Source organism: Streptomyces sp. NPDC025784, assembly GCF_055558435.1.
In genome coordinates, this window is sequence record NZ_JBVHMN010000012.1 from 206,776 (window position 1) to 230,771 (window position 23,996).

The following is a 23,996-nucleotide window of genomic DNA, read 5'->3' on the forward strand; positions in this document are numbered from 1 at the left end:
GCTCCGCGGCCCGACCGCACACCCCGGCCGCGCATCTCGTCCACGACACGGACCACCGACCGCGCACCACCCGGCCCGGCTGCCCGCTCACGCCCGCGCACTCCGTCACGGCTCGGCCGTCAGGTCGCGGCCCCCGCCGCTCTGCGCCGCATCGGCCGGGAGCGGGCACCGCCCAGGCCGTACCGCCCCGGGCCATCTGGCCACGCAGTGCGGCACACGCCGAGCCACCCGGCCGCGTACCTCGGCGCGGCGCGAGCCAACGGGTCACCGAATCCGGCACGGCGCGAGCCACCTGACCACGCACACCGGCACGGCGCGAGGCACTCGACGGCGCACACCGGCACGGCCCGAGCCATCCGGCCAGGCACACCGGTCCGACCCGCCGTCCGGTCATGACCCGGCGGCCCTGCACCACATCGGCTCCGGGCGCGGGACCGCCGAGGCCGTACAGCGGCTTGCCGCGGTGCGTGCCGCGGAGACGCGGAACAGCTCCGGCCAGGCACCCGTGGGTACCCGGCCGGTGTCAACTTCTAGATCTCGCCCCGCAGTTTGGCGAGCGCCTCGGCGAGGATCGCCTCGCCGTCCGCGTCGCTGCGGCGCTCCCGTACATACGCGAGGTGCGTCTTGTAGGGCTCGGTGCGCGGCGGGTCCGGCGGGTTGTCCCGGTCCTGTCCTGCGGGGAAGCCGCAGCGCGGGCAGTCCCAGGTCTCGGGAACCTGCGCGTCGCTGGCGAAGCTGGGCTGAGTCTCGTGTCCGTTGGAGCACCAGAAGGAGATGCGCAGCCGGGGTGCGGACTCGCCGCGCTCGGCCTCACCCATCGGCCCCGCCCCGACCCGGCTTCCTCGGATCGCGTTGCCACTTGCCACGGTCGTAACTCCCTGCGTGATGGTGCCGCGAAGCGAGTCGGCGTGACGCTTCGCTGCGAGCGCCTCAGTCTACGTAAGGCCCAACGCGCGTCCAGTGATTGGAGTTACATCCCCACCCCTAGACGCAAGCCCCATGATAGGCCGCGCCTGAGGGCGCGTACCGGACATGGGGCCTTACGTGCGGAATGTGCTTGCGTAATGTGCAGTTGTGCTGCCGTACCGATGTCGGTCGGTGATCAGTTGTTGACCTTCATCAGGATTCCGAGCACGACGATGCACGCGAACCAGAGCAGACCGATCAGCAGGGTGATGCGGTCGAGGTTGCGCTCGGCGACCGAGGAGCCACCGACGGACGACTGCATGCCGCCACCGAACATGTCGGAGAGGCCGCCGCCCTTCCCCTTGTGCATCAGCACGAGCAGCATCAGCAGCAGGCTGAAGACGATCAGGGCGATCGAGAACCCCAAAACCACGGCTGGACTCCCTTTCCGAGAAATTCCCTCGGATCTTGATGGACGACGGGGGCCGAAGCCTACTGGGTGAGCGGTCCGCTCACTTTTCGAGGCTCCCGGCCCCCGCAAGGGTACGACGTATCGCGGCTACCGCATACTCACTGGTCGCGGAACCGGACGATCTTGACGAACTCGTCGGCGTCCAGGGAGGCGCCGCCGACCAGGGCACCGTCGATGTCGGGCTTCGCCATGATCTCGGCGACGTTCCCGGACTTCACGGAGCCGCCGTACTGGATGCGGACCTGGTCGGCCAGCTCCTGGGTGTACAGCTCGGCGAGCTTGCCGCGGATCGCCGCGCAGACCTCCTGGGCGTCGTCGGCACCGCAGACCTTGCCGGTGCCGATCGCCCAGACGGGCTCGTACGCGATCACGACGGACTCGGCCTGCTCGGCCGGCAGGTCCTTGAGACCGCCCTCGACCTGCGCGAGCGTGTGCGAGACATGGCTGCCCTCCTCGCGGACCTCCAGCTCCTCGCCGACGCACAGGATCGGGGTCAGGCCGTGCTTGTAGGCCGCCTTGACCTTGGCGTTCACGATCTCGTCGGTCTCGGCGTGGTACTGGCGGCGCTCGGAGTGCCCGACGGCCACGTAGGTGCACTTCAGCTTGGCCAGCATCGAGCCGGAGATCTCGCCGGTGTAGGCACCGGAGTCGTGCGCCGAGAGGTCCTGGGCGCCGTACTTGATCTTCAGTTTGTCGCCGTCGACCAGCGTCTGCACGGAGCGCAGATCGGTGAAGGGCGGCAGGACGGCGACCTCGCAGGCCTCGTAGTCCTTGTCGGCCAGGGCGAAGGCGAGCTTCTGGACGTGCGCGATGGCCTCAAGGTGGTTGAGGTTCATCTTCCAGTTGCCCGCCATGAGCGGCGTGCGCGTGCTCATGCTTGGTCAGTCCTCCAGTGCGGCGAGGCCGGGGAGCGTCTTGCCCTCGAGGTATTCGAGGGAGGCGCCGCCACCGGTCGAGATGTGGCCGAATGCCTTCTCGTCGAAGCCCAGCGTGCGGACGGCGGCGGCGGAGTCGCCACCGCCGACGACCGTGAAGGCCGGGGACTCGATGAGGGCCTGGGCGACCGCCTTGGTGCCCTCGGCGTAGTCGGGGTGCTCGAAGACGCCCATCGGACCGTTCCAGAAGACGGTGGCCGCGTCGGCGAGCTTCGAGGCGTACAGCTTGCGGGTCTCGGGACCGATGTCCAGACCCTCCTGGTCGGCCGGGATGGCGTCCGCGGCGACGGTGGTGGGGTTGGCCGGGGCCTTCGTCTTCAGGTCGGGGAACTCCGTGGAGACAAGGACGTCCACGGGGAGGACGAGTTCGACGCCGTTCTTCTCGGCGCGCTCCATGTACTCCTTGACGGCCGGGACCTGGTCCTCCTGGAGGAGGGAGATGCCGACCTCGTACCCCTTGGCCTTGAGGAAGGTGTAGGCCATGCCGCCGCCGATGAGCAGGCGGTCGGCCTTGCCGAGCAGCTCGTCGATGACGGCGAGCTTGTCGGAGACCTTGGCGCCGCCGAGCGCGACCACATAGGGGCGCTCGACGTCGTCGGTGAGCCTCTTCAGGACGCCGACCTCGGTGGCGATGAGGTAGCCGGCGTAGTGCGGGAGGCGGGCCGGAAGGTCGTACACGGAGGCGTGCTTGCGGTGCACTGCGCCGAAGCCGTCACCGACGTACACGTCGGCGAGGGCGGCGAGGCGGTCCGCGAACTCGCCGCGCTCGGCGTCGTCCTTGGACGTCTCACCGGCGTTGAAGCGGAGGTTCTCGATGACCGCGACCTGGCCGGGCTGGAGGCCGTCGACGGCGTCGTGGGCGGCGGGGCCGACCGTGTCCTGCGCGAAGGCGACGGGGGCACCGAGGAGTTCGCCGAGCCGCTCGGCGGCGGGCAGCAGCGAGAAGGCCGGGTCGGGTGCGCCCTTGGGGCGGCCCAGGTGCGAGGCGACGATCACCTTGGCACCGGCGTCGGCGAGAGCCTTGACGGTGGGCAGGACGGCACGGATACGGCCGTCGTCGGTGATACGGCCGTCGGCCAGCGGCACGTTCAGGTCGGCGCGGACGAAGACCCGCTTGCCGTCCACGCCCGCGGCGAGAAGTTCGTCGATCGTCTTCATGAGTGGACTCCTAGGAGGGCTCTATCCGGAGAGCTGGACGATACGTGCACAGAGCAGGGCCCGGACAACGCGCCTTTGCGCTGCCCGAGCCCTGCTCTCACGTCTGGGTACCTGCTCCGGACTTAGAGCTGGCCGCCGACGAAGACCGTGAGGTCGACGAGACGGTTGGAGTAACCCCACTCGTTGTCGTACCAGCCGAGGATCTTAACGGAGTTGCCCTCCTGGACCATGGTCAGGGAGGAGTCGAAGGTGCAGGAGGCCGGGTCGCCGACGATGTCCGAGGAGACGATCGGGTCCTCGGTGTAGGTCAGGTAGCCCTTGAGGTCGCCGTCGTCGGAGGCCTTCTTGAACGCGGCGTTGACCTCGTCCTTGGTGACCTCGCGCTGCAGCGTCACGACCAGGTCGGTGGCCGAGCCGGTCGGGACCGGGACGCGCATCGCGATGCCGTCCAGCTTGCCCTTGAGCTGCGGGAGCACCAGGGCGGTGGCCTTGGCGGCACCGGTGGTGGTCGGGATGATGTTCTCGGCGGCGGCGCGGGCGCGGCGCAGGTCCGAGTGCGGGAAGTCCAGGATGCGCTGGTCGTTGGTGTACGCGTGCACCGTGGTCATCAGACCCTTGACGATGCCGAAGTTCTCGTCGAGGACCTTCGCCATCGGCGCCACACAGTTGGTGGTGCAGGAGGCGTTGGAGATGACGTTGTGCTTCGCCGGGTCGTACTTGTCCTGGTTGACGCCCATCACGATCGTGATGTCCTCGTCCTTGGCCGGAGCCGAGATCAGGACCTTCTTGGCGCCGCCGGCGATGTGCTTCTCGGCGTCGGCCTTCTTGGTGAAGATGCCGGTCGACTCGATGACGATGTCGACGCCCAGCTCGCCCCACGGGATGTCGGCGGGGTTGCGCTCGGACAGCACCTTGATGGTGTGGCCGTCGACGGTGATCGTGTCGGCGGTGTGCGACACCTCGGCCTTCAGACGGCCCAGGATGGTGTCGTACTTGAGCAGGTGAGCGGTGGTCGCGGTGTCACCCAGGTCGTTGACAGCCACGATCTCGATGTCAGCACCCTGCTCCAGCAGCGCGCGGAAGTAGTTACGACCGATGCGGCCAAAGCCGTTGATGCCTACGCGGATCGTCACGAACCGATCTCCTCGTTGGTACGCCGGTTTCGAGACCGGCGAGCTGTATGGGATGTCCCCGACCGCCTCCGACCCTACCTCCCTGAGGCGGCTGTGGTGACATCCAGATGCCCCATACACGGCAGGGCGTTCCGTACCCGCCAGTAGGGGTACGGAACGCCCTCCGCGTTGACGACGCTGTCACGCAGAGTCAGCCGCGCAGCGCCGTGAGTGCCTTGCCGACGAGGGCCGCACGGTCGGCCGCCGCGGTGACGTGCTCAAGGCCGAAGCCGAGCAGCACGGTGTCCTTCGTGGTGACGGCTCCATATGTCTTGAAGAGCTCCCCGTAACGCGCCCAGTCCTTCAGGACGGCCGGGCTGCCCGGGGGCGGACCGGAGACCTTCCAGGGCCCGAAGGATGTCTCGAAGCCTTCGGTCTCGGTGGCCGTGCCGCCGACGACGACGGAGGCGTCGTCCGCGAGGACGCCGTGTCCGCCGCTGCCCGGGTCGGTGATGTAGGCGAGGGCGACCTCGACCGACTTGCCGGCGTACGCGCTCAGGTCGAAGGAGACCTGCTGCCATCCGCTGGAGGCGCCCGTGAAGCTGTTCCACACTCCGCTGGTGCCGGTGTTGGTGCAGCCGGTGGAGTTCACGGTCAGGTACCGCTTGAGCCAGGGGTGTTCCCTGACGAGGAACCCTGCCTCGCACTCCGTGGGAACGGCGGTGCTGGTGGCGCCGCCCGCCTCCGGGAGTGTCGTCCAGTCGTCGGCCCCGGTCGTATGGGCTTCGAGCACCGCGTGGTCGTAACCGGGCTCGGTGTCCCACAGCAGTTGGGTGCGCAGCGTCGGCCTGTCGGCGGCGCTGACCCCGGTGAGGTCGATGGTGCGGGTGAGCCGTTTGTAGCCGTCGTCGGTGTGCACGGCGGCGGCCATGGAGGAGCCCGCGTAGGGCCCGTACGGGTTGACGGTGCCGGCGAACTGGCCCGCTCCGGCGCTGGACCCGAACTGCGGGTACTGCGTGGCCGACAGCGAGTCCGAGGTGACGGCGTACGTGCCGGCCGCGTTCAGCGGGTTGCCGGGCGCGTCGCCGAGCGTCCCCGTGGCACCGGCGAGCTTCCCGGCACCGTTGAAGCCCTTGGCGCCCGGCGTCGACGTACGCGAGTAGGCGCCCAGGTAGTACTGGCTGAAGTCGTTCGAGAGGGTGCCGCCGCCGAGGTCGACGCTGCCGCCGGCCAGCTCGCCGGCCTCGATCAGCTTGCCGCCCTCGTTGAGGAACGCCCGCAGCTGGAGCTGGGTGGCGTTGCCCGGCCGTACGCCGCCCGTGTAGTGGACGACGGTCCTGACGTGGGCGAGCACGCCGAGCGCGTCGGGCGCGCCCTGTGTCGCGACGTCCCAGACCAGCGGCTTCTTGCCGTTGGCCTTGAGCGCGTCGACGTACGTCTGGGCCTGCGAGGCGGTCGCGCCCTCCTCGGCGACGACGAGCGTGTCGACGCGGGGCAACTCGGCCACGGTGTAGGTGAAGTGCGTGCTGGAGGTGGACCTGCCGCTCTTCGTCCCACCGGTGAACCAGACCTCGACCTTGTCGCCGGGGCGGCCGTCCTGGACCTTGGCCCGGTACTCGTCGAAGTAGAGGTTGTCGTCACCGCCGTAGGTCTCGCCGCCGCGCCAGGGCCGCAGCGTCACGTCGTGCGTGCGTCCGCCGTTGACCCGGTACTTGAGCTCCTTGTCGCGCACGGACTTGCGGACGACGACGGAGACCTCCTGGTCGGCGCCGCGGGAGTACGAGGTGCTGAACGCGGCCGGTGTGAAGTCGGGCGCGGCGATGCCGACCGAGGACGACGGCTGGTCGGGGTGGCTCGCGGTCTCGGCGACGGAGAGCGCGAACGGGACGTTCTTCTGGAACTCCTGCTGGATCAGCTTCTCGTCGTCCGGGAAGGTGAAGACCGAGGCGCAGTCCGCCGCGTTCCAGGCGTCGTTCGGGTCGAGGTTCGACGCGGTCTGGCAGGTCGACATCTCGGGGGTGAACATCGCGATGCCGTTGATGTTGCCCGCGTGGCCGTCCGCCTCACCGTTGGTGGTGTAGAGCTCGGAGGAGACCTGCGGGTGGTATCCGGGGATCGCCGAGTTCTCGGGCGTCCCGGCGAGCGACTTGTAGAGCACGTCGTCGGGCGTCGGCGTCGCGACCTGCCAGCCGACTCCGTACAGGAGCAGTTCGGCGGCCGAGTGGTAGTTGATGCCGTACGTGAAGCCGATGCGCTTCTCGAAGGCGTCGAGGGCCTTGGTCTCGGGCTCGGAGGCGGGGCTCGTGCCGCGGTAGGTCTCGCTGGTGGGGTTCGGGGACGAACCCTCGTCGTCGTAGCCCCACTTGTAGGCGAAGTTGCGGTTGAGGTCGACGCCGTCGCCGGTGGAGATGACTCCGTCGCCGTTCACGTCGCGGAGGTTCTTGCGCCACTGGCGCGTGTCCTCGCCCTGGAACGTGTAGTCGTAGCCGTCGGGGTTGGCGGACAGCACGAACCACAGTTCGGTGGAGTCGACGATCTTCTTGACGCGCTTGTCCGTCTTGTAGTTGTCCAGGTAGTAGTGCATCAGACGCCGCGTCATCTCCGGCGTGATCCACTCGCGCGCGTGCTGGTTGGACATGTACAGCACCGACGGTTTGGCGCCGTCCGCGGACTTCTTGGCGCCCTTGGTGAGCTTGAGCGCCAGGATGTCCTGGCCCTTGAGGGTCTTGCCGATGGAGACGACCTTGGTGAGGCCGGGGTTCTCCTGCGCCGTCCGGACGATCTCCTCCTGGAGATTGCCCTTGCCGCTGTACGGGCGGAACACGCCCTGGGCCGCGTCCTCGACGCGGTCCTCGGCCTTGGTCGAGAGGGTGTGCTCGGTGAGTTCGACGCCCTGCTGCTCCAGCTTTCCGGCCTGCTGGTCGGTGGCGTAGACCTCGACCGTCGTCTTCCCGTTCTTCCAGGTCTGGTCGCCGAGTTCGTGGCCGTCCTGCCCGGCCGCGAGCAGCAGGGGTATCTGCTGCTTGGTGACTTCGGCACGGAACACCTTCACGGCGTTCGCGTCGGGCTTGGGTGAAGTGCCGTTCTGCGCCTGGGCGACGGGTGTCGTTCCCGCACCGCCCAACAGGAGCGCGCCGGTGGCGAGGATCGCTCTCGCTCTTCGTCTCATGAGCCCCCCTTGCACTGGTCCGCCACAGCGGCGAACAGATGCCAGGCTCATGACACTTCATGATCGAGTCAAGAGTGCCTCAAGGACGAACAAACGCCGGTGCCGGCCCCAAGTGGGCTACGGCACCGGCGTATTGACGACCGGGACGAGACGGGACCTCCGGGCTCCGGGGATCGTGGGCCGCCCGGGGTCAGCCGGCGAGGTTGTCCGCCATCTCCTCGGTGAGGTTCGACTCCGTCCCGGGGATGCCGAGGTCCTGGGCCCGCTTGTCGGCCATCGCCAGCAGACGGCGGATACGGCCCGCGACGGCGTCCTTGGTCAGCGGCGGGTCGGCGAGCGCCCCCAGCTCCTCCAGGGATGCCTGCTTGTGCTCCATGCGCAGCCGGCCGGCGGCGGCGAGGTGCTCCGGCACCTCGTCGGCGAGGATCTCCAGGGCACGCTGCACGCGGGCCCCGGCGGCGACGGCGGCACGGGCCGAGCGACGCAGGTTGGCGTCGTCGAAGTTGGCGAGGCGGTTCGCGGTGGCACGGACCTCGCGGCGCATCCGCCGCTCCTCCCAGGCCAGCACCGACTCATGGGCACCCAGCCGGGTGAGCAGCGCGCCGATCGCGTCACCGTCCCGGACGACCACGCGGTCCACACCGCGCACCTCGCGGGCCTTCGCCGCGATGGAGAGCCGGCGGGCGGCGCCGACCAGCGCGAGCGCGGCCTCCGGACCGGGGCAGGTCACCTCCAGGGAGGAGGACCGGCCCGGCTCGGTGAGCGAGCCGTGTGCGAGGAACGCGCCGCGCCAGGCCGCCTCCGCGTCACAGGTGGCCCCCGAGACCACCTGTGGGGGCAGTCCTCGGATCGGGCGGCCGCGACCGTCCACCAGACCCGTCTGGCGGGCCAGCTGGTCGCCGCCCGCGACGACGCGCACGACGTAGCGGGAGCCGCGGCGCAATCCGCCGGGCGCCATCACGATCAGCTCGGAGCTGTGGCCGAAGATCTCCAGGATGTCCCGCTTCAGGCGGCGAGCCGCCATCGCCGTGTCCAGCTCCGCCTCGATCACGATGCGGCCGCTCACCAGGTGGAGGCCGCCGGCGAACCGCAGAATGGCGGAGACCTCCGCCTTTCTGCAGCAGGTCCGCGTGACGGGAAGCCGGGAGATCTCGTCCTTCACCGCTGCCGTCATCGCCATGGGCCGATCCTTCCATGCATCCGAAAAATACGGTCGTACGCGGCTGCCAACAGCTCCGGGTCGTGCCGCGGAGATCCGTCGGTCCGGGCCACCGGCGCCAGCTCGACCGCGGCGCCGAACCCCTTGGCGGCGTCGGTGAGTGAGTCGCGGTCGGGCACGGCGGCCTCGTCGGCCAGCACCACGTCCAGGGCGAGTTTAGGGGCGTGTCGCCCCAAAACCTCCAAATGACGCTGCGGGGAGAAGCCTTCGGTTTCTCCGGGCTGCGGGGCGAGGTTCAGGGAGAGTACCCGGCGGGCCTTGGTCTGCGTGAGCGCGTCCAGCAGCTCAGGGACCAGCAGATGCGGGATGACCGAGGAGAACCAGGAGCCCGGGCCGAGGACCACCCAGTCCGCGTCCAGGACCGCCGCCACCGCCTCGGGGACGGCCGGCGGGTCGGCGGGCACGACGTGCACGGACTGCACCTCGCCGGGCGTGAGCGCCACCGTGGCCTGGCCCCGTACCGTGTCGACGTCGTCGGGCCGGTCCGGGTCGTGGCCCTTGACCAGGGCCTGCAGTTGCAGGGGGACGGCGGACATGGGCAGCACCCTGCCCTGCGCGCCCAGGAGTCTGCCGACCAGGTCCAGTGCCTGGACGTGGTCGCCGAGCTGCTCCCAGAGGGCGACGATCAGCAGATTGCCGACGGCGTGTTCGTGCAGGTCGCCCTTGGACTGGAAGCGGTGCTGGATGACCCGCGCCCAGGTCTGGCCCCAGTCGTCGTCGCCGCACAGCGCGGCCAGGGCCTTGCGCAGGTCGCCGGGCGGCAGGACGCCCAGCTCGTCGCGCAGGCGCCCGCTGGAGCCTCCGTCGTCGGCCACGGTGACGACGGCGGTGAGGTCGCCGGTGATCCGGCGCAGCGCGGCGAGCGAGGCGGACAGGCCCATGCCGCCGCCGAGGGCGACGACCTTGGGCTGGGTGCCCCGACGGCGCGGGCGCCCGCCGCGCGCCTCGGCGGGCGCACCACCCCGTCCCTCCGGGGTGGTCCGCCGCAGCCTGCTCAGCCGCAGTGCGGCACGTCCTGTCATTCGCGTCCCATGTCACGGTGCACGACGACGGTCTCCACACCCTGGGAGGCGAGTCGCGCGGCGAGCTTCTCGGAGGTGGCGACCGAGCGGTGCTTGCCGCCGGTACAGCCGACCGCGATCGTCACATACCGCTTGCCCTCGCGGCGATACCCGGCGGCGATGAGCTGGAGCAGCTCGGCGTAGCGGTCGAGGAACTCCTTGGCGCCGGGCTGGTTGAAGACGTAGGCCGCGACCTCTTCGTTCAGGCCGGTGAAGGGGCGCAGCTCCGGCACCCAGTGCGGGTTGGGCAGGAAGCGCATGTCCACCACCAGGTCGGCGTCGACCGGCAGGCCGTACTTGAAGCCGAAGGACATGACGGTGGCCCGCAGCTCGGGCTCCTCCTCGCCCGCGAACTGGGCGTCCATCTTGGCGCGCAGCTCGTGCACGTTCAGGCTGGAGGTGTCGATCACCAGGTCGGCGTCCCCGCGCAGCTCGCGCAGCAGCTCGCGCTCCGCGTCGATGCCGTCGACGATGCGGCCGTCGCCCTGGAGGGGGTGCGGGCGACGCACCGACTCGAAGCGGCGCACCAGGGCCTCGTCGGAGGACTCCAGGAACACGATCCGCCGGGTGACGTGTTTCGACTCCAGGTCGGCGAGGGATTCGCGGAGGTTGTCGAAGAAGCGGCGGCCGCGTACGTCGACGACGACCGCGATCCGCGCCACATTGCCCTGGGACCGGGCGCCGAGCTCCACCATGGTGGGGATCAGGGCGGGCGGCAGGTTGTCGACGACGAACCAGCCGAGGTCCTCCAGACACTTGGCCGCCGTCGAGCGGCCGGCTCCGGACATGCCGGAGATGATCACCAGCTCGGGGATGGCCGCCTCGGGGACCCCGGCCGTCTCGATGCCCGTACCCACTTGTGCTCCGTCTTCCTGGGGTGCTTCGCCCGCCAGGTGATCCTCGCTTGCTTTCCTGTGTGCCTCGTCCGCGGGCGCCGCGTGCGGCGCTTCGTGTGCGGGCGCTTCATGTGCGGCACGGGCCCCTGGACCCTGCGGCTGCTGTTGCTCTTCGCGCGCTTCGTGCTCGGTCATGTCTCCTGCCCCCGTCGCTCGTCAGAGGCGCCCGCGGTCACGGGCTCCTCCGGGGAGCCCGCCGTCGATTCGGGCGCCCCGTCTTCCTCGTCTCCCATGATCTCTCCAGTCGCCGTGTTCACGGCGGGCGCGGCCGGGGCCGCCTGGGCGAGTGCCACGGCGATGGTCTCCGCCGTCTTGCGGCCTATGCCGGGAACCTCGCAGATCTGGTCGATTGTCGCGGATCGCAGCTTTTTGACAGAACCGAAGTGCTTGATCAGCGCCTGTTTGCGCGTCTCGCCCAGGCCCGGCACGTCGTCCAGGGGGCTGGACCGGAAGCGCTTGGCCCGCTTGGTGCGCTGGTAGGTGATCGCGAAGCGATGGGCCTCGTCACGGACGCGCTGGAGCAGGTAGAGGCCCTCACTGGTGCGCGGCAGGACGACCGGGTCGTCCTCCTCGGGCAGCCAGACCTCCTCCAGACGCTTGGCCAGTCCGCACACCGCGATGTCGTCGATGCCGAGCTCGTCGAGGGCCTTCTTCGCCGCCGCGACCTGCGGCTGTCCGCCGTCGACCACGACGAGCTGGGGCGGGTAGGCGAACCGCTTGGGACGGCCGTCCTCCTCGGTGAGCGCGCCCTCGCCGTCGGCCCACTCCCCGGTCTTCTCCTTCTCCGCGAGATAGCGCCGGAAGCGGCGGGTGATCACCTCGTGCATCGAGCGGACGTCGTCCTGTCCCTCGAAGCCCTTGATCTGGAAGCGGCGGTACTCGCTCTTGCGCTGGAGCCCGTCCTCGAAGACGACCATCGAGGCCACCACGTCGTCGCCCTGCAGGTGGGAGATGTCGTAGCACTCGATCCGCAGCGGCGCGCTGTCGAGGTCGAGGGCCTCGGCGATCTCCTCCAGGGCACGCGAGCGGGTGGTCAGGTCGGACGCGCGCTTGGTCTTGTGCAGGGCGAGCGACTGGAGCGCATTGCGCTGGACGGTCTCCATCAGCGCCTTCTTGTCTCCGCGCTGCGGGATGCGCAGCGAGACGTTCGAGCCGCGGCGCTCGGTGAGCCATTCCTGGACCGGCTCCACGGGGGCGGGCAGCGCCGGGACGAGCACCTCCTTGGGGACGGAGTCGCCCTTCTCCTCGCCGTAGAGCTGCTGGAGCGCGTGCTCGACCAGGTCACCGGTGGTGACGGCCTCCACCTTGTCCGTGACCCAGCCGCGCTGGCCGCGCACCCGCCCGCCGCGTACGTGGAAGATCTGCACGGCGGCTTCGAGCTCGTCCTCGGCGACGGCGATCAGATCGGCGTCGGTCGCGTCGGCGAGCACGACCGCGCTCTTCTCCATGGCCTTCTTCAGGGCCTCGATGTCGTCGCGGAGGCGGGCCGCCCGCTCGTACTCCATCTCCTCGGCCGCGTCGGTCATCTGCTTCTCCAGGCGGCGGATGTACGTCCCCGTACGGCCTGCCATGAAGTCGCAGAACTCCTCGGCCAGTTCGCGGTGCTCCTCGGCGGGGACACGTCCCACGCACGGGGCGGAGCACTTGCCGATGTAGCCGAGGAGGCAGGGACGGCCGGTGCGGGCCGCGTTCTTGAAGACGCCCGCGGAGCAGGTGCGGACGGGGAAGACGCGCAGCAGCAGGTCCACGGTGTCGCGGATCGCCCACGCGTGGCCGTAGGGGCCGAAGTAGCGTACGCCCTTCTTCTTCTGGCCGCGCATCACCTGTACGCGGGGGAACTCCTCGTTCATCGTGACCGCGAGGTACGGATAGCTCTTGTCGTCGCGGTACTTGACGTTGAACCGGGGGTCGAACTCCTTGATCCAGCTGTACTCCAGCTGAAGCGCCTCGACCTCCGTGGACACCACCGTCCACTCCACCGACGCGGCCGTCGTGACCATGGTGCGGGTGCGGGGGTGGAGGTTGGCCAGGTCCTGGAAGTAGTTCGCCAGGCGCTGGCGCAGGCTCTTCGCCTTTCCGACGTAGATCACCCGGCGGTGCTCGTCGCGGAATTTGTACACCCCGGGCGAGTCCGGGATCTGTCCCGGCTTGGGGCGGTAGCTGGAGGGGTCGGCCATGTCACACACCCTACTGGCGGGGACCGACAGCGCGGCGGGCTCCCGGCCCCGCCTGTGGACGGAACTCCCGGGGCGGCGCGGACGCTCCCGCGGAGCCGTGTCACCGGCCCGCGACCGCGGGGTGGCGACGACCGACACGGCCACCCCGTCAGCGGGACTCCAGGAACGTCAGCACCGCGAGGACCCGGCGGTGGTCGTCGGTGTCCTCCTGAAGCCGCAGCTTGCCCAGGATGCTGCGGACGTGCTTCTCGACCGTGCCCTCGGTGACCCACAGCCGACGGCCGATCCCGGCGTTCGAGCGGCCCTCGGCCATCAGTGCCAGGACTTCGCGTTCCCGGGCGCTGAGCAACGACAGCGGATCGTCGCGCCGTCGCGCCGAGAAGAGCTCCTGGACCAGCGAGGGGTCGACGACGGAGCCGCCCTTGTGGATCCGGTCGAGCGATTCGGTGAACTCCTCCACAACGGTGATCCGGCTCTTGAGGAGATAGCCGACCTTGTGCCCGCCGGCCAGGAGCTCCAGGGCGTCCTCGACCTCGACGTACGCCGACAGGACCAGGATGCCGGTGGCCGGGTGGCGCTCACGGATCGTGCGGGCGGCCTTGAGTCCCTCGGTCGAGTGGTCCGGGGGCATCCTTATGTCGACGATCGCCAGGTCGGGCCGCCGGTCGTCCACCAGCTCCAGGAGCCGTGCGGCGTCACCCGCCTGACCGGCCACCTCGTAACCGGCCCGCTCGCACAGGCTCGCCAGGCCCTCCCTGAGCAGGACGTCGTCGTCGGCGAGCACGACCCGTCCCCGCGCGGGCTGCTGTACTGCGTCCATGGTCACGGCCCCCTTGCCCGTCCCAGGCCGGACCGCGGGTCCGACGGGCTGCTGCGGTGCGTTCCCGACAGCGTCCCGAACCCACGGTGTTACGGCTAGCGGGAAGGGGATTTGGGGGCTGCCCATGACGACAGGGGGGTCTTCCGGGGCGATGCTCGTAGCAGTGCCGACGCAGGGGCCGGCCGCTCCGGGCGAGGGGCGGCCAGGCACGGCCGAAGGGCTGCGGGAGATACGCGGCGGACACGGACCGAGGGATGACGGTGGTCGGTCCGTGTCCGCCCGTACGCCCACGCGTACGCGCCTGTCGTGCGGGCGGTGGGTGAGCGTCGTGGGCCGGTACGCCCGTGTCGTGAGCCGCTGGGCCGGCGGCACCCGGCGGCACGTCCGCGTCCGACGCCGCCACGTCAGCGGCCCCTGGTCGGTACGTCCGCGCCCCCTCGCCGGCACGCCTCCCTGCCGCGGGTCGGCAGGTGCGCGTGGAGTGGGTCCGACCGCCCGGCTATCCGGGGCTCTTTCCCGGCTCCGCGGCGGGGGTGCTCCATGCGGTGTCCGTGGTCGCCGGGAGCTCCGGGTGCCCGGGCCGCGGGTCCCGCAGCGGCAGCCGGACGGTCACGGTGGTGCCGCTCCCCCTCGGGCTGCCTACCGCGAGTCTGCCGCCGATCGCCTCGACGCGGTCGATCAGCCCGATCAGCCCCGAGCCACCGCCCGGTTCGGCTCCGCCTGTGCCGTCGTCGCGGATGGACACCGTCAGGACGTCGTCGTACGTGCGGGCCTCGACCTGTACGACCGTGGCGTGCGCGTGCTTGACGGCATTGGTGAGGCACTCGGAGGTCACGTAGTAGACGGCGACCTCGATCCGTTCCGGGAGACGGGCGGCGGGCAGCCGCAGGTCCAGCTCCACCGGGACGGCGGAGCGGCGGGCCAGGGCACGCAGCGCGGGACCCAGGCCGCCCTGCGAGAGGATCGCCGGGTGGATGCCCCGCGAGATCCGCAAAAGGTCCTCGAAGGCGTCGTCCAGGCCCTTGCCGAGGTGCGCCAACTGTTCGGCGAGCCCCGCGGGCTGGCCGTCCGTCAGGGACTCGGCCATCCGCACTCCCAGCCGCAGCGTGACCAGTCGCTGCTGCACGCCGTCGTGCAGGTCGCGCTCGATCCGCCGCCGGGAGGCGTCCGCGGCGGCCATCACGCGCGCGCGTGATGCCGTGAGTTGGTCCCTGCTGTCGGCGTTGGCGATCGCGGTGGCGACGAGCTCGGTGAAGTCCGCAAGGCGGTGCTCGGTCCCCGGGGGCAGGGGTTCCGGGCCCGTCGGGGCCGCGACGACGGCACCCCACAGACGGTCGTCGACGACGATCGGCGCACCGACCGAGCGTCCCGCGCGGGCCGCCCCGCGGGTCGAGGCCACGACGCGCGCCGCCTCCTCGCCCGCGCCGCGCGCGCCGGCCGCACCGTCGGCCGGGGGCGGGCCGGGCGCAGGGCCCGTCCCGGATGCCGGGCCGGACGCGGGGACCACCCCGGCTGTCGAGCCCGGTGCGGGCACCGCCCCCGGTGCCGAGCCGAGCACCGTGGCGGCGCCGTCGGCCCCGTACCTCAGGACGGCGACGGTGACGGTGCCCAGGAGGAGTCCCACCTCGCGCGCGACCGCGGAGAACACCTCGCGGGGCGGATCACCACGCGCGACCAGGGTGGCGACGCGGCGCAGCGCGGCCTGCTCGCGGTCGGCGCGGCGGGTCCGGGTGACATCGCGGGCGGCCGCGTAGACGAGGCCCTCGCCGGTCACCGGGCGGGCGCTCCACTGCAGCCAGACCTCGGTGCCGTCGTCGCGCACGCAGCGGTTCTCGAACTCGGCGAGCGCGACGCCGTCGGCCAGCCGGTCGAGGGCGGCACGCGTGCGTGCCCGGTCCTCAGGGTGGGCGAGGTCCGTCCAGGACGTGCCGGAGAGCGTCGCGGCGCCATGGCCCAGCGTCCGCTCGAAGGCCGGGTTGACGCGCTTGAAGCGGCCGTCGGTCCCGCAGATGCACAGCAGGTCGAGGGAGAGGTCGAAGACGCTCGCCAGTTCCCGTTCGGCCCTGCGGCGTCTGCCGTGCCCGGCGGCGAAGGCCGCCATGGTGGCGTTCATGTCGTCCAGCAGCCGGGCCCAGGTCCCGCGGAAGGCCGCGACGTCCGCGCGGTGGCCGAGGCGGTTGTCGTGGATCGCGGTGCTCATGGCGCGGATCTCCGCGGTGAGCCGCGTGCTGGTGAGGTGGAGTTCGCGCAGGCTGTCGGCGACGACACCGGTCTCGTCGTGCCCCCGGTGGTGGACCTCGTACGAGAGGTCTCCGTCGGCCAGGGCCCGGGCGCCCAGGGACACCTCGGTCAACGGCCGCACGACGGAACGGCGCAGTGCCGAGGTGAGGACGAGGACGGCGCAGAGAACCCCCGCGAGGAGGGCGAGTTCGCGCTCACTCCTCTCCCGGGCGTCGGCCACGCCGTGGTCGATGTCGTCGGCGAACTCGGCCGCCGCGGCGTGGGCGACCCGTCGCAGGGCGGTGAGCCGGTCGGCCGAGGCCGTCGGCCAACTGCCCGAGGAAGGGAGTTGTGCGCCGGATTCGGCGGCGGCCACGAGCGCCTCCCGGAAGGCGCGCACGGTGAGCCCCGCGGGCTGTTCCAGCGCCGCCGAGAGGCGCTCGCGCAGCGGCGCCGAGGCCGCCTGGCGGAAGGCGTCGAGCCGATCCGCCTCCAGGGCGGGCCAGCCGTCGGCGAGGCCGGTGTACGGCTCCGGGCTCCGCTCGGCGAGCAGGACGGCGAGTCGGGCGCGTTCGCGCTCGGCGGCCTCGACGGCGCCCAAGAGGGCCGTCCAGGCGTCGCCGGATCGATGCGAGGCCCCTGTGGGCCGGCCGGAGACGAGGCGGCCGACGGTGTCGAGCAGACGCGTCGCCACGGCCGCGTACCGCCGCTCGGCGCGCAGCGGCGCACCGGCCCCGTCGCCCGGCTCCAGCCGGGCGGTTCGTAGTCGACCGTGCACGGAGTCGAGGACGCGGAGCACGTCGGGCCGGCCCACGCGCCGCGCCACGCCGTCCTGTGCGGCGGCGTCCTGTGCGGCGGCGAGGGCGCGGTCGGTGGCGTTCCTGGCGGCTGTCCGTTCGGCGGACAGGCCGGCCCGGTCCGGGACCATCCGGGCGAGGACCTCAGCGAGACGCTCCCGGGCGACCGCCTCGTAGAGCCCTGCCGTCGCGTAGGACACCTGCGTCGCGGCCCGGTACTGCTCCAGAGTGCGTGTCTCGTGCCATCGGGCCAGGGCCGGGACGGCTGTGCAGGCGAGCAGCCCGGCGACCGGCAGCAGGACGAGCAGCGTCAGCCTGGTGCCCACCCTCACTCGTGCGAGCAGCGGCGGCCCGGTCCCGGACTCGCGCGTCCGGTGCCGCGTGCGGGCCGTCTCGCGCAGCCCCTGCCGGGTGCGGGCTCTCTCGCACGCCCGGTACCGGCTGCGGGCCTCGCGTGTCCGGTACCGGGGTCCCGCTCTCATGACCCACCGGCCAGGTGGGCGGCGGCGGGGACCTCACCGGCCGGAAGTGCCGTGTCGCGGGCGCTTCGCCGCGCGACGGCGGGCGCGATCCCGTGGTTGTCGCTTCGGAGTGACGTCATCGAGCACCCCCATCCGGCCGACGGGACCGGGCCACTCCAGGGCACAGACATGCTACCGCGCGTGACCCGCCGGACGCTTTGCGTGAACACGAATCGGCTTTTCCGGCACAGGACTTCAGCACTTTCCGGGTAGCCGGAAGGCGAGCGGGCCCGGCTGTTGGGAAGCTGTCCGCATGTCCATGCGCTGTCTCCTCGTCGACGACAGCGCTCACTTCCTGGAGGCCGCGTGCGCCCTGCTGGAACGTGGCGGGATGCAGGTCGTCGGTACCGCCTCCACAGGAGCGGAGGCCGTCGCGCGCGCCGGTGAACTGGTTCCGGACGTCGCGCTGGTCGACATCGACCTCGACGGGGAGAACGGCTTCGAGGTGGCGGGCAGGCTCGCCGTCACCGTGCCCTCCGTCATCCTCATCTCGACGCACGCCCTGGAGGACTTCCAGGAACTCGTCGTGGCCAGCGCGGCCCGCGGCTTCCTGCACAAGTCGGCGCTTTCGGCGCGGGCGGTGAGGGAGTTGGTGGGGCGCGAGGACTAAGGGGTTTCGTTCGGATCGGCTCGGATCGGGCCGCGGCGTCCGGTGCGGTGCCTCGCAAGGCGGAGGACCACCCGCGTACCGGGCGTACCGGGTGGTCCGACAACGCGGCGAGGTGCCGTGCCGGGCGTCGCGGACCCGACCTGATCCGAACGAAGCCACCCGGACCGGCGGGGACGGCGTGCGTGCGACCGCAGTCTCCGCGCGGTCGGCGGAGGGGCCGCCGCGCCTGCGGTAGGCGCGGCCGGGACACCGGAGATCAGCGGCGTCTTCGACGCACGGCCCGCACGGCGCTCAGGACGAGGGCGACGAACGCGCCGGCGCCCGCGATGACGGACGCGACGACGACCGCCGGGTCGGTGTGTTCCGCGCGCGCGGCAAGCACGCACAGCACGCTGTGGCGCATCGCGATGCTCCCGGGTGGGGGGTGAGGAGTGGAGGAGCGCTCCGGACGCCGCGGTGGAGCATGTTGAGCATCAGGTGTTGTCGCGGCTTGGTCAACACGCTTCAATGCGGGGGAACTCGGGGCGTGAACGGCTGCACTTGCGTGTGAACGGGCTCCCATGCGCCGACCTGGCGACCCTTGCGCCCCACACGAACGGCCTGACCAGCCGTTGTGAACATTCACAGAAAGGCCCCTGCATGCGGCACGGCACACAGCAGGCGGACACCGCCGCGGCGGAACTGGAGACGGCCCTGCGGGGCGGCCCTTTCCACGTCGCGCTCCGCGCCGCCATCACCGCCCGCGGCCTCCCCCTCCAGCGCGTGCAGCACCACTTGTCCCGGTACGGGGTCAAGGTGGGGGTGACGAGCCTCAGTTACTGGCAGCAGGGCGCCCGGCGCCCGCAACGCCCCGAGTCCCTGCGGGCCGTACGCGCCCTGGAGGAGATCCTGCGGCTTCCGGACGAGTCGCTGATCCGGCTGCTCGCCGAGGCCGACGAACGGTCCGACCCGGAACGCCCCGCGGGCCGCACCTACCGCTCCCTGGTGGCGGCCTCCAGCGTCCAGGAGCAGCTGCTGGCCGAGCTGGAGTCACCGCTCGACGGCGGACTGCACACGATCGGCCACCACGAACGCGTACACATCGGCGCGCACCGCGAACTGCTCGGCCGCGAATCGCACCACATAGTGCGGGCCCACAGGGACGGCGTGGACCGCTATGTCGCGATCCACCACGGCGATCCGGGCTGCGTGCCCGAGCGCATGTCGGTGCGGGCACTGGAGAACTGCCGTACGGGGCGGGTGCGCCGGCACCACGACACCGGATTGCTCGTGGCCGAGCTGCTCTTCGACACACGCCTGCGCACCGGCGACACGTTCCTCTTCCGCTACGGCTTCGACGACGGCACGGCCGGCGCGTCCACCGAGTACGTCCGCGGGTTCGGCTTCGCGGGCGGGCAGTACGCGCTCCAGGTGAGGTTCGCCGAGGACGCCCTGCCCGTGCGCTGCCACCGCTTCACGCAGCACTCGGCGGCCGCTCCGCGCAGCGGCCGCCAGGAGCTGACGCTGAGCGGCCACCACCGTTCGGTGCATCTGGTCGAGCCGCGTGTGCGGTCGGGGATCGTGGGGATCGGCTGGGACTGGGAGTGACCGGGGCCGGGCGCCCGCTCAGGCGTCCGGACCCGCGACGATCTTCCCGCCCTTGGCCTCGACGGACAGTTCGTTCAGCGGCACGGTCGCCGGCGCGTGCAGCACCTCGCCCGTCGCGGCGTCGAACTCGCTGCCGTGGCACGGGCACGTCAGCGTCGTGCCCTCCAGCTTGTTGATGGGGCACCCGGCGTGGGTGCAGATCGTGCTGAATGCCTTCAGCGAACCGTCCTCGGCACGGCTGACGACGACGTTGTGATCCCGGTACAGCTTGGCGCCGCCCTTGGCGATCTCGCTCTCCGCGCCCAGCTCGACCGGCGCGGTCGGTGTCGCGGGGGCCGTGCCGCCCGTGCCGCCGGAGCATGCGGTCAGGGCGAACCCGGCGACCGGGGCTGTCGCGACTCCCCGCAACACGGTGCGGCGGCTCGGGGACGGACGGCCAGGCATGGCATCTCCACTGGTCGAGGGCGTTCTCGAAGGGCATCGGGCCGCATGGAGCGAGCCCTGTGCGTCCTTGCCTTCGGCGCGCGAGCGCGCCGGGGCACGCTTCGGGCCGTTCCGGCCGCCTCGACGGACGCGATGCGTCGTTCGTCGACGATACCGGTACCGGTCATTCCGCCCGAGCCGGGGCAGGTCGGAGCCGGAGCCGCGGCGAGCGCCGACACGGACACCCGCGCGTAAACGCTTACGCACATCCATGCGTAAGCGTTTACGTGTCGCCGCGGATGAGATACGTTCCCCGGCTAGGAACCGGCTAGCGGCGGAGGGAACGCCATGGCGACGATGGTCGATGTGGCTCGGCGCGCCGGCGTGTCCATCGCCACCGTCTCGCACGTGCTCAACGCCACGCGCCCCGTGCTGCCAGCGACGCGCCAGGCCGTCCTCGACGCCATCGACGAGCTCGGGTACACACCCAACACCCTGGCCCGTTCGCTGGTGACCTCCCGTACGCGGTCCATCGGGCTCGCTGTGTCGGCGATCAGCAACCCGTACTTCACGGAGATCCTCCAGGGCGTAGAGGCCGGCGCCCTCCAGCACGGCTACAGCCTGCTCATCGCCGATCCGCACGACGACCCGGAGCATGAGCGCAAGGTCGTCCAGCTGCTGCACGAACGACGTGTCGACGGCATGATCATCGCGCCCTCGGCGGAGCCGGAGGGGCTGCTGCGTCACCTCGCGCAGCACGAGGTGCCCACCGTGTTCCTGGACCGACTCGTCGACTCCCCCGCCGGCTGCCCGTTCCGCTTCGACCAGGTGTGCACGGAGAACACCGAGCCCATGGCGCACCTGGTCACCCACCTCGCCGAGCGGGGGCACCGGCGCATCGCCCTGGTCGCGGGCCTTCCCGGGCTCAGCACCACGACCGAGCGGATCACCGGCTACCGGCACGGCCTCGCACAGGCCGGGCTCCCCCACGACGAACGGCTCGTGGCGCACGGCAACTCCCAGGCGGACGCCGCCGAGGAGGCCACCCGCGGCCTGCTGTCACTCCCGGCACCGCCCACCGCGCTCGTCACCGCCAACAACGCGATGACCATCGGCGCTCTGCGAGCCCTGCGCGGCCTGCATCTGTCCGTGCCGGACGACCTGGCGTTGTGCTGCTTCGACGACTTCGCGTGGGCCGACCTGTTCGCCCCGCGGCTGACCGCGATCTCCCAGCCCAGCAAGGAGATCGGCGCCCAGGCCGTACGCCTGCTGCTGGACCGGCTGGCGTCCCCCGAGCGGGCGGGCCGCACCCTCCGGCTGCCGTCCTCCTTCGTCCACCGCACCTCGTGCGGCTGCCCCGACAACTCCCCCGAGCCCGAGCACCACAGGAAAGGACCCGAGTCGTGATCGTCGTCGCCGGTGAGGCCCTGATCGATCTGGTACCGCAGGGCGCGGGCGCCCTCGTGGGCCTGCTGCCGCGCCTCGGCGGCGGTCCGTACAACACGGCGGTGGCCCTCGGCCGCCTCGGCTCCCCCACCGCCTTCTGCTCCCGCGTCTCGGACGACGCCTTCGGTGAGGCCCTGCTGGGCGGGCTGCGCGAGGCGGACGTCGACGTCTCCCTCGTGCAGCGCGGCGCGGAGCCGACGACGCTCGCCGTCGCGACGATCGGCCCGGACGGCTCGGCGGGATTCTCCTTCTACGTCGAAGGCACGGCGGACCGCCTCTTCTCGGCGGCCGACGGGCTCCCCGACACCACGAAGGCGGTGTCCTTCGGTACGTGCTCGCTGGTCCTGGAGCCGGGCGCGACCGCGTACGAGGAGTTGATGCGGGCCGCCGCCGCGCGCGGAGTGTTCACCGCGCTCGACCCGAACATCAGGGCCGTACTCATCCCCGACCCTGACGCCTACCGGGCCCGGTTCAAGAGCTGGCTGCCGTCCGTGTCGCTCCTCAAGCTCTCGCAGGAGGACGCCGAGTGGCTCGGCGGGACCCCGCGCGAGTGGCTGGCGTCCGGCCCCGGTGCCGTGGTGATCACCCGCGGCGGCGACGGGCTGACCGTGTTCACCCGCGACGGCCAGGAACTCTCCGTGCCCGGCGAACCGGTCGAGGTCGTGGACACCATCGGCGCGGGCGACACGGTGAACGCGGCGCTGCTGCACGGTCTGGCCGCCCGCGACGCCCTGTCCCCGGCCGCGCTGACGGAACTGGGCCCCGACGACTGGACCCGGCTGCTGCGCTTCGCGGCCCGCGCCGCGGCGATCACATGCTCGCGGGCGGGGGCCGAACCGCCGTACGCCTCCGAGCTCGGCGGCCTGTGACGGACACGCTCAGCCGCCGACCGCCCGCAGAGCGCCCGGCTGCCGCCCGTCGAGCCGGTCGAGCGCGGCGGCCGTGGCCTCGTCCGCGGGCAGGTGCACGACCATGCGGTGACCGTCGTCCGGCAGCGCGAGCGTCTCGTACGAGAGCCGCAGGGGTCCGACCTCGGGGTGGGTGACGAGGTCGATCCCGGCCCGGCGGGGCATGGCCGGTACCGCGGCGAGCCGGTCGGCGAAGCGGGCTCCCGCCGTGACGGTCAGTTCGTCGGCCAGGGCGGCGACATGGGGGTCCTGGAGGGGCGCCTCGTGCCGCAGGTGCGCGACCTGTGTGTCGGCGACCTGGTCCCAGTCGGTGAAAGCGGTGTGGGCCCGCTCGTCGGTGAACACGTACCGGAGGATGTTCGGCTGCCGGCCGTCGAGCAACCCCAGCGGCCCGGTGAGGCGGCGATAGCCGCTGGTGTACGCCAGGATGTCGCCGATCCAGTTCAGGAGAACGGCCGGTGTGGGTTCCAGCCGCTCCAGCATGGCCCGGACGGAGGGGCGCACCGCGTGGGTGGGCGCCGCGGCCGCCGAACAGAGGATGGCGTCGTGACCGGATTCCTTGGCGAGCCGGCGCAGCAGGATCCGTTCCGTCACGGGCAGTTGCAGGGCGTCGGAGAGGGCGCCCAGGACCTGGGGCGAGGGGTTGCGGTCGCGGCCCTGTTCGAGACGGATGAGGTACTCGACGCTGATTCCGGCGAGCGTGGCCAGCTCGGCGCGGCGCAGTCCCGGCGTGCGGCGGCGGGGGCCGGCCGGCAGCCCCGCCCGGGCGGGTGTGATCGCTTCACGTCGTGTGCGCAGGAAGGTGCCCAGTTCGTTGTCGCTCACCCGTCGAACGTACCGCGCGCGTGGCCTCGGATCGTGGCCCTGTCACTACCACCATCCGCCCGGCCTCCCTCCTTTTCCTCCGGCCGCGCACGGTGGAGCCATGACTTACGACAACTCCCCTGCCACACACGCTTCGCTGCCGCTGTCCGCCGGCGACTGGGAGCTCGATCCACTGCACTCGGCGGTCAACTTCACCATCCGCCACCTCGGGATCGCCAAGGTGCGCGGACGATTCGCCGACGTGCAGGCCTCGCTCCACGTCGGTGAGACGGCCGACGCCGTCAAGGTGGGCGCCGAGATCGCCCTGGCCTCCATCGACACCGGCAACCCGGACCGGGACGCGCACACCCGGTCGGCCGACCTGCTCGACGTCGAGAAGCGGCCGACGATGTCCTTCGCCTCGACGCGGGTCTTCGGTGAGGGCGAGGAGTGGTCGATGGAAGGGGACTTGACCATCGGGGGCGTGACCCGGCCGGTGACGCTCGCCGTCGAGTTCGGTGGGGTGGTGGACTCCCCCGCCGACCAGCGCAGGCATGCCGGGTTCGAGGCGACGGGTGAGATCCGGCGCAGTGACTTCGGTCTGGACTTCGGGACCGGTTTCCTCGGTGATGTTGTCAAGGTGCAGTTGGACATGCAGTTCGTCGAGCCGCAGGGACAGGGCGGCTGACTGTTCAACGGACGGCGCCCCACGGGGAGTTCCCGTGGGGCGCCGTATTTCGGGGGCTTTGTCGGAC

20 protein-coding genes are annotated in these 23,996 nt (G+C 71.4%); 5 read left to right on the forward strand and 15 right to left on the reverse strand.

Features of this window, described 5'->3' with window-relative positions:
• Positions 1-530: 530 nt before the first annotated feature.
• From ACZ4IF_RS26695 to ACZ4IF_RS26750, 12 genes are all read right to left on the reverse strand, one after another.
• Positions 531-866 carry an RNA polymerase-binding protein RbpA gene (locus ACZ4IF_RS26695; protein WP_003976875.1) on the reverse strand — a complete coding sequence of 112 codons (336 nt, stop codon included), beginning with the start codon at positions 864-866 and terminating at the stop codon, positions 531-533.
• A gap of 236 nt (positions 867-1,102) precedes the next feature.
• Entirely contained in the window at positions 1,103-1,333 is a 231-nt protein-coding gene (gene secG, locus ACZ4IF_RS26700; protein WP_218835031.1) for a preprotein translocase subunit SecG, read from the reverse strand.
• Positions 1,334-1,476: 143 nt separating this feature from the next.
• A complete protein-coding gene (gene tpiA / locus ACZ4IF_RS26705) occupies positions 1,477-2,253 on the reverse strand; it encodes a triose-phosphate isomerase (RefSeq protein WP_467567118.1) in 777 nt (258 codons plus the stop codon).
• Between the two features lie 6 nt (positions 2,254-2,259).
• Positions 2,260-3,471: a phosphoglycerate kinase gene (locus tag ACZ4IF_RS26710; RefSeq protein WP_467567121.1), complete on the reverse strand. Its 1,212-nt coding sequence runs from the start codon at positions 3,469-3,471 to the stop codon at positions 2,260-2,262.
• Between the two features lie 122 nt (positions 3,472-3,593).
• Positions 3,594-4,604, reverse strand: coding sequence for a type I glyceraldehyde-3-phosphate dehydrogenase (gene gap / locus ACZ4IF_RS26715; protein WP_028805952.1), 1,011 nt, complete (start codon positions 4,602-4,604; stop codon positions 3,594-3,596).
• 190 nt (positions 4,605-4,794) lie between these two features.
• Entirely contained in the window at positions 4,795-7,752 is a 2,958-nt protein-coding gene (locus ACZ4IF_RS26720; RefSeq protein WP_467567125.1) for a M14 family metallopeptidase, read from the reverse strand.
• Positions 7,753-7,942: 190 nt separating this feature from the next.
• Positions 7,943-8,932, reverse strand: a complete 990-nt coding sequence (whiA, locus tag ACZ4IF_RS26725) for a DNA-binding protein WhiA (protein ID WP_010987695.1) — start codon at positions 8,930-8,932, stop codon at positions 7,943-7,945.
• Complete coding sequence (locus ACZ4IF_RS26730; protein ID WP_359500563.1) at positions 8,923-9,993, reverse strand: gluconeogenesis factor YvcK family protein; 1,071 nt, start codon at positions 9,991-9,993, stop codon at positions 8,923-8,925. Before ACZ4IF_RS26730 ends, whiA begins: the two co-directional genes overlap by 10 nt.
• A complete protein-coding gene (rapZ, locus tag ACZ4IF_RS26735; protein ID WP_467567129.1) occupies positions 9,990-11,063 on the reverse strand; it encodes an RNase adapter RapZ in 1,074 nt (357 codons plus the stop codon). The genes ACZ4IF_RS26730 and rapZ overlap by 4 nt, the downstream gene beginning before the upstream one ends.
• Complete coding sequence (uvrC, locus tag ACZ4IF_RS26740) at positions 11,060-13,105, reverse strand: excinuclease ABC subunit UvrC (protein WP_359500559.1); 2,046 nt, start codon at positions 13,103-13,105, stop codon at positions 11,060-11,062. Before uvrC ends, rapZ begins: the two co-directional genes overlap by 4 nt.
• A gap of 148 nt (positions 13,106-13,253) precedes the next feature.
• Entirely contained in the window at positions 13,254-13,925 is a 672-nt protein-coding gene (locus ACZ4IF_RS26745) for a response regulator transcription factor (protein ID WP_359500557.1), read from the reverse strand.
• A 499-nt stretch (positions 13,926-14,424) separates the two neighbouring features.
• Entirely contained in the window at positions 14,425-17,268 is a 2,844-nt protein-coding gene (locus ACZ4IF_RS26750; RefSeq protein WP_467567133.1) for a PAS domain S-box protein, read from the reverse strand.
• 448 nt (positions 17,269-17,716) lie between these two features.
• On the opposite strand from ACZ4IF_RS26750, the gene ACZ4IF_RS26755 reads away from it, so the two are divergent.
• Entirely contained in the window at positions 17,717-18,073 is a 357-nt protein-coding gene (locus ACZ4IF_RS26755) for a response regulator (RefSeq protein ID WP_467567136.1), read from the forward strand.
• Positions 18,074-18,329: 256 nt separating this feature from the next.
• On the opposite strand, the gene ACZ4IF_RS26760 is transcribed toward ACZ4IF_RS26755, so the two are convergent.
• Positions 18,330-18,476 carry a hypothetical protein gene (locus ACZ4IF_RS26760; protein WP_467567139.1) on the reverse strand — a complete coding sequence of 49 codons (147 nt, stop codon included), beginning with the start codon at positions 18,474-18,476 and terminating at the stop codon, positions 18,330-18,332.
• 236 nt (positions 18,477-18,712) lie between these two features.
• Here ACZ4IF_RS26760 and ACZ4IF_RS26765 point away from each other — a divergent pair, with 236 nt between their 5' ends.
• A complete protein-coding gene (locus tag ACZ4IF_RS26765; protein WP_467567142.1) occupies positions 18,713-19,660 on the forward strand; it encodes a hypothetical protein in 948 nt (315 codons plus the stop codon).
• A gap of 18 nt (positions 19,661-19,678) precedes the next feature.
• Here the strand turns inward: ACZ4IF_RS26765 and ACZ4IF_RS26770 are convergent, their stop codons facing one another.
• Positions 19,679-20,104 (reverse strand): Rieske (2Fe-2S) protein, encoded by a 426-nt coding sequence (locus tag ACZ4IF_RS26770; RefSeq protein WP_359500549.1) that lies wholly within the window; start codon positions 20,102-20,104, stop codon positions 19,679-19,681.
• Between the two features lie 327 nt (positions 20,105-20,431).
• Here ACZ4IF_RS26770 and ACZ4IF_RS26775 point away from each other — a divergent pair, with 327 nt between their 5' ends.
• Both ACZ4IF_RS26775 and ACZ4IF_RS26780 read left to right on the forward strand, forming a co-directional pair.
• Positions 20,432-21,490, forward strand: a complete 1,059-nt coding sequence (locus ACZ4IF_RS26775; RefSeq protein ID WP_467567146.1) for a LacI family DNA-binding transcriptional regulator — start codon at positions 20,432-20,434, stop codon at positions 21,488-21,490.
• Complete coding sequence (locus tag ACZ4IF_RS26780; protein WP_467567150.1) at positions 21,487-22,398, forward strand: carbohydrate kinase family protein; 912 nt, start codon at positions 21,487-21,489, stop codon at positions 22,396-22,398. The genes ACZ4IF_RS26775 and ACZ4IF_RS26780 overlap by 4 nt, the downstream gene beginning before the upstream one ends.
• A gap of 9 nt (positions 22,399-22,407) precedes the next feature.
• On the opposite strand, the gene ACZ4IF_RS26785 is transcribed toward ACZ4IF_RS26780, so the two are convergent.
• Positions 22,408-23,262, reverse strand: coding sequence for a helix-turn-helix domain-containing protein (locus ACZ4IF_RS26785; RefSeq protein WP_467567152.1), 855 nt, complete (start codon positions 23,260-23,262; stop codon positions 22,408-22,410).
• A 100-nt stretch (positions 23,263-23,362) separates the two neighbouring features.
• On the opposite strand from ACZ4IF_RS26785, the gene ACZ4IF_RS26790 reads away from it, so the two are divergent.
• The gene (locus tag ACZ4IF_RS26790) at positions 23,363-23,929 is read left to right on the forward strand and encodes a YceI family protein (RefSeq protein WP_467567155.1); all 567 of its coding nucleotides are present in this window, start codon (positions 23,363-23,365) and stop codon (positions 23,927-23,929) included.
• Positions 23,930-23,996 lie beyond the last annotated feature (67 nt).

What these genes read in the sequence shown, in the direction of transcription:
- ACZ4IF_RS26755 (WP_467567136.1), top strand. Translation starts at nt 17,717, where the DNA reads ATGTCCATGCGCTGTCTCCTCGTCGACGACAGCGCTCACTTCCTGGAG.
- ACZ4IF_RS26790 (WP_467567155.1), top strand. Translation starts at nt 23,363, where the DNA reads ATGACTTACGACAACTCCCCTGCCACACACGCTTCGCTGCCGCTGTCC.
- ACZ4IF_RS26775 (WP_467567146.1), top strand. Translation starts at nt 20,432, where the DNA reads ATGGCGACGATGGTCGATGTGGCTCGGCGCGCCGGCGTGTCCATCGCC.
- uvrC (WP_359500559.1), bottom strand. Translation starts at nt 13,105, where the DNA reads ATGGCCGACCCCTCCAGCTACCGCCCCAAGCCGGGACAGATCCCGGAC.
- ACZ4IF_RS26770 (WP_359500549.1), bottom strand. Translation starts at nt 20,104, where the DNA reads ATGCCTGGCCGTCCGTCCCCGAGCCGCCGCACCGTGTTGCGGGGAGTC.
- tpiA (WP_467567118.1), bottom strand. Translation starts at nt 2,253, where the DNA reads ATGAGCACGCGCACGCCGCTCATGGCGGGCAACTGGAAGATGAACCTC.
- ACZ4IF_RS26710 (WP_467567121.1), bottom strand. Translation starts at nt 3,471, where the DNA reads ATGAAGACGATCGACGAACTTCTCGCCGCGGGCGTGGACGGCAAGCGG.
- rapZ (WP_467567129.1), bottom strand. Translation starts at nt 11,063, where the DNA reads ATGACCGAGCACGAAGCGCGCGAAGAGCAACAGCAGCCGCAGGGTCCA.
- ACZ4IF_RS26760 (WP_467567139.1), bottom strand. Translation starts at nt 18,476, where the DNA reads ATGCGCCACAGCGTGCTGTGCGTGCTTGCCGCGCGCGCGGAACACACC.
- whiA (WP_010987695.1), bottom strand. Translation starts at nt 8,932, where the DNA reads ATGGCGATGACGGCAGCGGTGAAGGACGAGATCTCCCGGCTTCCCGTC.
- ACZ4IF_RS26720 (WP_467567125.1), bottom strand. Translation starts at nt 7,752, where the DNA reads ATGAGACGAAGAGCGAGAGCGATCCTCGCCACCGGCGCGCTCCTGTTG.
- ACZ4IF_RS26730 (WP_359500563.1), bottom strand. Translation starts at nt 9,993, where the DNA reads ATGACAGGACGTGCCGCACTGCGGCTGAGCAGGCTGCGGCGGACCACC.
- ACZ4IF_RS26745 (WP_359500557.1), bottom strand. Translation starts at nt 13,925, where the DNA reads ATGGACGCAGTACAGCAGCCCGCGCGGGGACGGGTCGTGCTCGCCGAC.
- ACZ4IF_RS26765 (WP_467567142.1), top strand. Translation starts at nt 18,713, where the DNA reads ATGCGGCACGGCACACAGCAGGCGGACACCGCCGCGGCGGAACTGGAG.